Annotated in this window: 7 protein-coding genes, 1 tRNA gene and 1 pseudogene; 5 read left to right on the plus strand and 4 right to left on the minus strand. The window is 61.4% G+C overall.

The window, feature by feature from the left end; translation table 11 throughout:
- From ACI944_RS09200 to ACI944_RS09210, 3 genes are all read left to right on the plus strand, one after another.
- The coding region (locus ACI944_RS09200; protein ID WP_411718752.1) for a ribonuclease HI family protein at positions 1–384 on the plus strand (384 nt) is incomplete at its 5' end.
- A gap of 197 nt (positions 385–581) precedes the next feature.
- Positions 582–1,019, plus strand: a complete 438-nt coding sequence (locus tag ACI944_RS09205; protein ID WP_411718753.1) for a hypothetical protein — start codon at positions 582–584, stop codon at positions 1,017–1,019.
- Positions 1,020–1,171: 152 nt separating this feature from the next.
- The gene (locus ACI944_RS09210; RefSeq protein ID WP_411718754.1) at positions 1,172–3,325 is read left to right on the plus strand and encodes a deoxyribodipyrimidine photo-lyase/cryptochrome family protein; all 2,154 of its coding nucleotides are present in this window, start codon (positions 1,172–1,174) and stop codon (positions 3,323–3,325) included.
- Here the strand turns inward: ACI944_RS09210 and ACI944_RS09215 are convergent.
- From ACI944_RS09215 to ACI944_RS09230, 4 genes and pseudogenes are all read right to left on the minus strand, one after another.
- Positions 3,321–3,425: pseudogene (locus tag ACI944_RS09215) on the minus strand (RNA-guided endonuclease TnpB family protein); the annotation flags it as partial. The gene ACI944_RS09210 and the pseudogene ACI944_RS09215 sit on opposite strands and share 5 nt — an antisense overlap.
- On the minus strand, positions 3,421–5,070 hold the full coding sequence (locus tag ACI944_RS09220) for a hypothetical protein (RefSeq protein WP_411718755.1): 1,650 nt from the start codon (positions 5,068–5,070) through the stop codon (positions 3,421–3,423). The gene ACI944_RS09220 and the pseudogene ACI944_RS09215, both read right to left, overlap by 5 nt.
- A gap of 27 nt (positions 5,071–5,097) precedes the next feature.
- Positions 5,098–5,349: a hypothetical protein gene (locus tag ACI944_RS09225; RefSeq protein WP_411718756.1), complete on the minus strand. Its 252-nt coding sequence runs from the start codon at positions 5,347–5,349 to the stop codon at positions 5,098–5,100.
- Between the two features lie 254 nt (positions 5,350–5,603).
- Positions 5,604–5,676 (minus strand) — tRNA-Arg (locus ACI944_RS09230).
- 210 nt (positions 5,677–5,886) lie between these two features.
- Here ACI944_RS09230 and ACI944_RS09235 point away from each other — a divergent pair.
- Together ACI944_RS09235 and ACI944_RS09240 are read left to right on the plus strand one after the other, a co-directional pair.
- The gene (locus ACI944_RS09235) at positions 5,887–7,305 is read left to right on the plus strand and encodes a single-stranded DNA binding protein (RefSeq protein ID WP_411718758.1); all 1,419 of its coding nucleotides are present in this window, start codon (positions 5,887–5,889) and stop codon (positions 7,303–7,305) included.
- Positions 7,306–7,355: 50 nt separating this feature from the next.
- A partial coding sequence (locus tag ACI944_RS09240) for a histone (RefSeq protein ID WP_411718757.1) occupies positions 7,356–7,764 on the plus strand: 409 nt, incomplete at its 3' end.

The raw sequence follows: 7,764 nt of genomic DNA on the forward strand, positions 1-7,764 counted from the left end.
AGTTCCCGCGGCAACCCGGGACCGGCCGGTGCAGGGGCAGTACTCCAGGTCGACGATACGGCGGTCGCACGCCTTGGACGGCCGATCGGGTCGCACGCCGACAACAATATCGCCGAGTACGCGGCGCTACAGCTTGGCCTCCACGCGATACGCTCTCGCTGTGCCCCGGCAAGCGTCGACGTTCGGATCGACTCGATGACTGTCATCGACGATGTCTGGCGTGGAGGCTCCTGCACGCCGGCGTGTCAAACGTATAGTGCAGCGGTCAGGGATCTGCTGTCGGCGTTTCCGGCACACAATTGGACGCACCTCGCCGACAGCGATCCGAATCCGGCCGACGCGCGTGCGACCGTCGGCGCTGATATCGCGACGCTGGGGCCTTGAGAGATGAGTCCGCTCCGCGTCGTGCTGCTGGCAGAGTCGCGTTTCCTGTGTCCCTGCCCCCAAACTGACCGAAGCGTCCCCTTTATATCCGACACTACTGGCGTGACAACCACGGTCGGACGTACTGCAACCCCTGCGCTTCGGTCAGCTGCCCCGCCTAACGATCGATATTTCACGCCTGCCGCCCACCGGTGTGTATGCCCGTTTCGCAGACGTACGTCCACGTGTTGTCCGCGGAGAAGGCGGCACTCACGGCCTTCATCGGGGATGCGGAATCGTCGTTTCTGGAGTTGAGTCTCGCTCCCGACGTAGGGCGACCGACGGACCTCCCTCTTGCGGACGCACGCGAGTGGGCTCAGACGCAGCCCGCGGCGGCGTCGGGAAAGGGGTGGCTCCCGTATCTCACGACGGAGCTCGTCGACGCGGTCGGGGCTGAAGCGCCGACGACACTACACTACGCCGGCATCACGGGAATGGCTGTGGTCGGGCGCGTACTCAGAGAGACGACCGGTGCACACCCGAGCGTCGTGTTGCAGTCCCACACGTTCGCGCAGGCACCGCGCGAGTACACCGTCTATCAGTACGACGTGGCGGCCGAGGAGTACACGCCCATCGCTCGCGGCGAGTATTCGTAGTGGCGGGCCGAGCTCGCCATCGGTCGCGCATTCGGCCGTTTAGCCAAGACGCTCGCCACGTCGCAATCGCGTCGAGTTTGCGCTGTCAGGCCGTACGAAGGTCGCGCCCGCGACGGATTCAAGCGGCGCTCGCCCCTATAGAAGATAACTCGATGTCGGACGCCGACGACCCTGGCAGCGAGAGCCAGACATCCGAGAGCGCCGCGAACGCCCCCGATTCGGCGTTTCCGCTCGCGTCGGATATCCCGACGCCGGCGGCGGTCTGTGGCGCGGACGACGCGTCCGGCTACGTGGTCTGGTACCGGAAACACCTCCGTCTCGGCGATCAGCGGGCACTCGCGCGAGCCGTCGCCGACGGCGACGCCGTCTGTCCGCTGTTCGTCTTCGATCCCGCTTTCTATTCGGAGGGCGGACTCGCGTGTGATGCCCGTGTCCGGTTTCTCCACGAGGCGGTCACGAGCCTAAATCGTCTCTGGGCGACCACGCCGGCGCGCTCAATCAATCGAACCGCGGCGCGCTCGGCGGACCGACTCGCCGAATCGACGCCACTCGATCCGCGATCGGCCGGCCGTACGGCGGGGCGTAGCGAAACGATAGAGAGTCTGACGCAGCCGGATACCCCGGGGGTGAGTATCGGATACGGCGACCCCGTCGAGTTGCTCTCGCGGTTTGTCGACCGTGGCTGGTCGATACTGACGATGGCGGCGCCGACGAGTCGGTATGGCGCTCGTCGGGACGACCGCGTCCGCACGGTCTGTGGCGACGCCGTCGAGTTCGTCTCCGGTGACGGCCTGGTCCGCGACCGCGAGTGGTCCCGTGCGGACTGGCAGACACGTATCGAAGAGTGGCTCACGGCGTCACAACACGCGCCGGCTTGGGACGATCAGACGGTCCGGGTCACCATCGATACTGACATTACACCTGCGCTGGTCGACGACGGTTTCGACATCACGCCGACAAAGACGCAAGTGCCGACCGGCACCCACCGTGCGGCAACGACCCGCCTGCGCGAGTTTCTCGACCGGATTCGATCGTATCCGGGCAACATCTCCGCGCCACAGGACGCCCGCGGGGGGACGAGCGGGCTCTCGCCGTATCTCAACCTCGGCCTGCTCTCGATCCGACAGGTCCACCAGTACGTCACCGACAACGCGCCTTCGTGCCGTGGCCGCCGAATGTTCATCAGCCGGCTGGTCTGGAACATGCACTACAACCAGAAACTGGCCGACTGGTCGGGGTGGACCGAACGGGCAGTCAACCCCGTCTTCGAGGGGCGCAACGAGAAGCACCACGACCCGGCCCTCGTCGAGGCGTGGAAGCAGGGCCGGACAGGCTTTCCGATGGTCGACGCCGCCATGCGGTGTCTCCGCCGGACCGGCTGGCTGAACTTCCGCATGCGGGCGATGGGTGCCTCGTTTTTTACACACATCCTCCACCAGCCATGGTGGATCGGCGCCGACTGGTATCACCACCATCTGATCGACAGCGATGTCGGAATCAACTACACCCAGTGGCAAAGCCAGGCCGGTCTCATCGGGAAGCCCTCACAGCGCGTGTACAACCCGCGAAAGCAGGTACGCGACCACGACCCCGAGGGGACATGGATCACGCGGTGGGTCCCCGAACTGGACCCCCTGCCAAGCCAGTTTCTCGATCGCCCCGAGCGGACGCCCCTCGTGACCCAGCGAGAGTGCGACGTGATCATCGGCGAGGACTACCCGCGCCCCGTGGTCGACTTCGAGGCCCGACGCGAGTCGTTTTGGGCTCAGTACGAACGGCATCGCCCCGCGGCCGCACGCCAACTCCGCCGGCCCGAAATCGCAACACGGGCCTCTCTCTCCGGCGGTTACAGCGCCGCGCGGGCTATCGCCGAGAGACACGGCGAAGATCCGGACGCCGCCGGCGAACAACTTTCGTTCTCCGATCTCGCCGGCGACGAGCCGAACGCCTCCGACGAGTCCGACACGCCCACAGCAGATGAGAGCCACGGCTCCCCCGACAAGCGGACGGCGGCCGACCTGGCTGCTGATAAGGCACCAGCCGACGACGACGGGCCAGCTACCGTACCGACCGGTGCCGGGCGAAGCGCCGGCGAGCCGTCGCCGGATGACCGGACCGCAGTCCCAGAGCGGTTGCAGGCTGCCGACGATCCTGCAGAGAGCGGCGAAGACGTCGGCACGGAAGATGATGGCATAACTGATGATGATATGAGGGGCGATACTGCGAGAGATGACGACACGAGAGACGGCGGTACGGACGACGATAATAAAGGTTCGGAACAGACGACGATGAGTAACTTCGAGTGATTTCGAGGTCGATACCCGCTGTTTCATTGCCGGGAGCGTCGGGGCTCTCGATTTCGTCTTTGCAGACGAGGTGGTGCCTCCAGCGTTCCTTTGTACTATCGGTTAATCGACCGGGTCAGTGTGAATACAAATAGTGCGATGAGGAACGTCCCGAAGAAGCCCTCTACCGCAGTCAGCAGAGACACAACGGAGTCAGTCGTATCGGGCTGGCCTAACACAAGCGCGACGAAGGACTCAATGCTGTATACGAAGTAGCCAAGAGGAATACTATATGGTAATTCCGGCTGTAGCACGGTATACATACCGCCAAATAGGACGACGATGGCGGCAGACGACAATGCTGTCCGTGAGGGTCTTTCGCCGTATCCGGCAGTTACGCGAAGTAGCGCGTTCGAAATCGCTTTCCATCCGTTTGCGATCATCTCGGAGGCGACGGTAGCGTTGACCGCATTCGCAGTGTGCATGCGCCCCCGAAACGTCATTTCCTTTAGGAAAAACTCTGAGGCTGCGGTGTTGTCCCCGACCTGTTTCGCACCGTTCTTACACCGGAGATACGTCGAAACGATAGTACCAATTTTCGGTGAAGTGGTGTGTCTTTCCGGGTGGTGATTACCCTCAGACAGGGAACGCTCTGAGTGAATCCGCCAATTGACTCGTGAAAGGGCATCTGTGTAGTCTGCAAACTCGAAGCCATCGAAACGTGTGTTCTGGAACCGGATCCGATTAAAAACGTCTTTTTTATTTCGCTCAGAGTTAAATATCAAATTACCGACCGCGCTCTTATAAAAAATGTAATCCGGACCGTTTTCGGATAAGAAAATCTCCCCCGAGTTAAAACTGCCTTTCCGGATAACAATCGGACCGTCAATTAGTGGCAATGGTCCGATTTGGACATCCTCGATACGGGTATCTGTCATCCTCAAGCGGAGTACTGCCTCCTCCCCTCGGAGCCCGTTAGGTGTCAACTCTGATTCGAATTTGGTATCGATAAGTTCGAGAGTACCGATGTGAGCGGCGGACAACTGGAGGGACCCGTCTATTCTCATCTCCGTGAGGCCCAACTGATCACTGATCTTTGCCTCGGCAAAGTCGACTATGCTGTCGTACGTCTTTGAATTTCTGAGCTCCTCTTCGTAACCGAAGTCCGCTGACCGGAGATTAGCTTCTTCCGCCGTTTTGTCTCCCGCCACTACGGTGTTACTCAGTCGGACATCTCCCTCGACATCCATGTTCTTACACCGAAGGAAGCCGTTAATCTGAGCATTCTTAATTGAGAGGCCACTGTCAACGGTAGCGTAATCTAATTCGGGTTCACAGACAGTCGAACTATTGAAATTAACGAATTTTTTGAATGTTGCGTCGTAACAATTTAGTTTTCCAACTGAGCCATCTATTAGACGGATCTCGTGAGTGACAGTCCCCTTGCGGAACGATAGTCGCCCGATCTCGGCCCTGTGCAACACGATGGGGTAGTTGTCTACACCTTCCAGAGTTGAGTAGGACAAATCAAGATGAGCAAACTTGGCACCGATGAGCGTATTAGGTTCTCTACCTTTCATCTGCAAGGAGTCACGGAACGCCTCGGTCGTTGCCTCGGGAGTCTTCTTTTCAACCGGCAGGTGAAAAGTACAGTACTCGGTATCTCCGTGGGTCTCACGGTCACATTCCCACCCATCGTATCTCTCGAGTAGATTATCGTGACTGTCCGTGCCAGATAAATTCAAATTATATGAACATTTACTCATACGCTGTATGTGACGGTGGGTTGATAATCAAGATTGGGTCGCGAGCGCCGGTCCCTGTACCCAGCGCACGAAGGGCGTGTCCGAACGCTCTTCAGCATCCTCGTGATCAATGACATTCGTGTAGGTTCCACGCTCTTGCCAGACCCAACGGTAGAACAGGTCAAGCCGTTGCGCTGTATTGAGGACTGTTCTCTGCGCGTATCCCTCAGCTTTCTCTGGCTTCTTGCCAAAGACCAACAGCCAGTCAATCAGTTCCCGCCGATGCTCTTTGTAATCCATCTGCTGTCGCTCGTCAAGTCGCGCGCGCGATGGCTCGGGGACTAGCGGAATACCGTCTCGATCTTCAGGCATGGCCGGCCTCCATGCTGTCGAACCGCCTCGCAGGATGGCGGTTTGTATACTTGGTTTGACATGCGCCCCGAATCGCAAGAAGGCGGCAGGTTCGTTGCTTCTGTCTGGTCGGCTTGGCTATAGATGGCATGTTTCTTGCTTTCCGCCAAAGCCAGTAACTTGCCGTTAGAGGGTCTGAGAAACGTCCGGACGGAGATTTGAACTCCGGTCCCTGGCTCCGCAAGCCAAGAGGATAGTCCACTACCCTACCCGGACTTATTCTATGTTACCCTGCTTCGACGTATAGGGGTTACGGTTCGGCGTCCGAGCGAGCGTGTCGACGGCCGAATCAAACTACGGCTCGACGGCCGCCCGAGAATATATAAGCGAATACGAGGCACTCAGGCGTATGTCATGCCGCCACGACCGCGGATCGAACCGACACCGACAACGCTTTTCGGGAGGCCGTGTTTGCTCTCCGTAGCAATGGGCGCCATCGAGGAAATATACGCGGACCTCGACGCCGACGTCTCCGAGGAGGAGTTCCGTGAGGCCGTCGAAGCAAAGGTCGAACAGATGGGGGGACTCGCAGATGAGGAGACAGCAGCGATGCTTATCGCCCACGACCTCGACGGGGGCGAAGTCGAGACGATCGCCGACATCGAACCCGGCCTCGAAGAGGTGAAGTTCCTCGGCAAGGTCACCGGCGTCGGGGAGTTGCGGACCTTCGAGCGCGACGGCGAGGACGACGACCCGAAGGGGCACGTGTTGAACCTCGACGTCGCTGACGAGTCGGGAGCAGTCCGGGTCGCGCTGTGGGACGACGACGCGGTCGCCGCGGTTGAGGAGATCGCCGCCGGCGATGTCTTCCGAATCAAAGGCCGGCCGAAGGACGGTTACAACGGCGTCGAGGTCAGCGCCGACAGACTCGAACCCGACGAAGAGGCCGATATTGACGTTGACATCGGCGGACGCGTGACCGCTGACTCGCTGTCGATGGGTCAATCCGACGTGAACGTTCGGGGGGTCGTTCTCGACACCGATTCCATTCGAACGTTTGATCGCGACGACGGGACGGAGGGGCGAGTGTCGAACCTCACCTTGGGCGACGAGACGGGACGGGTTCGCGTAACGTTGTGGGACGAGCGCGCCGACGCCGCCGAGGAACTCGCTGCCGGCGAGAGCGTCGAAGTCGTTGACGGGTACGTCCGCGAACGCGACGGCTCGCTCGAACTCCACGTCGGCTCCCAAAGCGAGATCCACGAACTCGACGAGGCCGTCGAGTTCGTCCCCGACGCGAGCGACATCGCGGACATCGAGATCGGCCAGACGGTCGACATCGCTGGTGTCGTCCGTTCCGCGGACCCAAAGCGGACCTTCGACCGCGACGACGGTAGCGAGGGACAGGTTCGGAACGTCCGCGTACAGGACACGACGGACGATATCCGGGTCGCGTTGTGGGGCGAGAAGGCCGACCTCGATCTCGGCCCCGGCGACGAGGTGTTCTGCGCCGACGTCGAGATTCAGGACGGGTGGCAAGACGATCTCGAAGCCTCCGCCGGGTGGCGCTCGACGGTCGCCGTCGTCGACGGCGCGGAACCGGATCGCGGCTCGGAGTCAGCCGGGCTCGATCAGTTCGGCAACGGCGCAGCTACGGGCGGATCCTCGGGCGACGCTTCGTCCGACGGGACCGCGGACACCGACACCGAGGCCGACAAAGACGATACCACGGACGATCCCGAGACCTTCACCGGCACGGTGGTCCAGCCCGGCGATCCGGTCATTCTCGACAGCGGCGAGGAGACGGTCCGCGTCGAGACCGATACTGATGTCCACCTTGGCCAAGAGGTCACCGTTCGGGGCCACCGTGACGGCGATACCTTCCGCGCGGACGACGTGTTCTAGCCCGGCAAAGGCTCGCAAAGATTAAGGCCGACTCGCCCCCGGTGTGGTATATGAGCGTCGAGTTACCGTTCGCCCCGGTCGACACGGTCATCCGACGGAACGCCGGGCAGTTGCGCGTCAGCGCCGAGGCCGCCGAGGAACTCGCCCGACAAATCCAGGCTCGCGGGGCCGAACTGGCGGAGGAGGCCGCCCGACGGGCGACCGAGGATGGCCGAAAGACCTTGATGGCGGAGGACTTCGACGCTCCAGCTGTCGACAAGGATCGTCTCGAACTTCCGATCGCGCCGATCGACCGGATCGCCAGACTCGAGATCGACGACCGGTATCGGGTGTCGATGAACGCCCGGATCGCCCTCGCTGGCACACTTGAATCGTACGCCGACACCGTCGCCACCGCGGCCGCTACCCTGGCCCGGCACGCCGACCGACGGACGGTCAAGGCCGATGACATCACCGCGT

This window comes from Natronomonas sp. (assembly GCF_046710025.1).
GTDB lineage: Archaea > Halobacteriota > Halobacteria > Halobacteriales > Haloarculaceae > Natronomonas.

Coding starts and splice junctions, on each gene's coding strand:
- ACI944_RS09205 (WP_411718753.1), top strand. CDS start 582: ATGCCCGTTTCGCAGACGTACGTCCACGTGTTGTCCGCGGAGAAGGCG.
- ACI944_RS09210 (WP_411718754.1), top strand. CDS start 1,172: ATGTCGGACGCCGACGACCCTGGCAGCGAGAGCCAGACATCCGAGAGC.
- ACI944_RS09220 (WP_411718755.1), bottom strand. CDS start 5,070: ATGAGTAAATGTTCATATAATTTGAATTTATCTGGCACGGACAGTCAC.
- ACI944_RS09225 (WP_411718756.1), bottom strand. CDS start 5,349: ATGGATTACAAAGAGCATCGGCGGGAACTGATTGACTGGCTGTTGGTC.
- ACI944_RS09235 (WP_411718758.1), top strand. CDS start 5,887: ATGGGCGCCATCGAGGAAATATACGCGGACCTCGACGCCGACGTCTCC.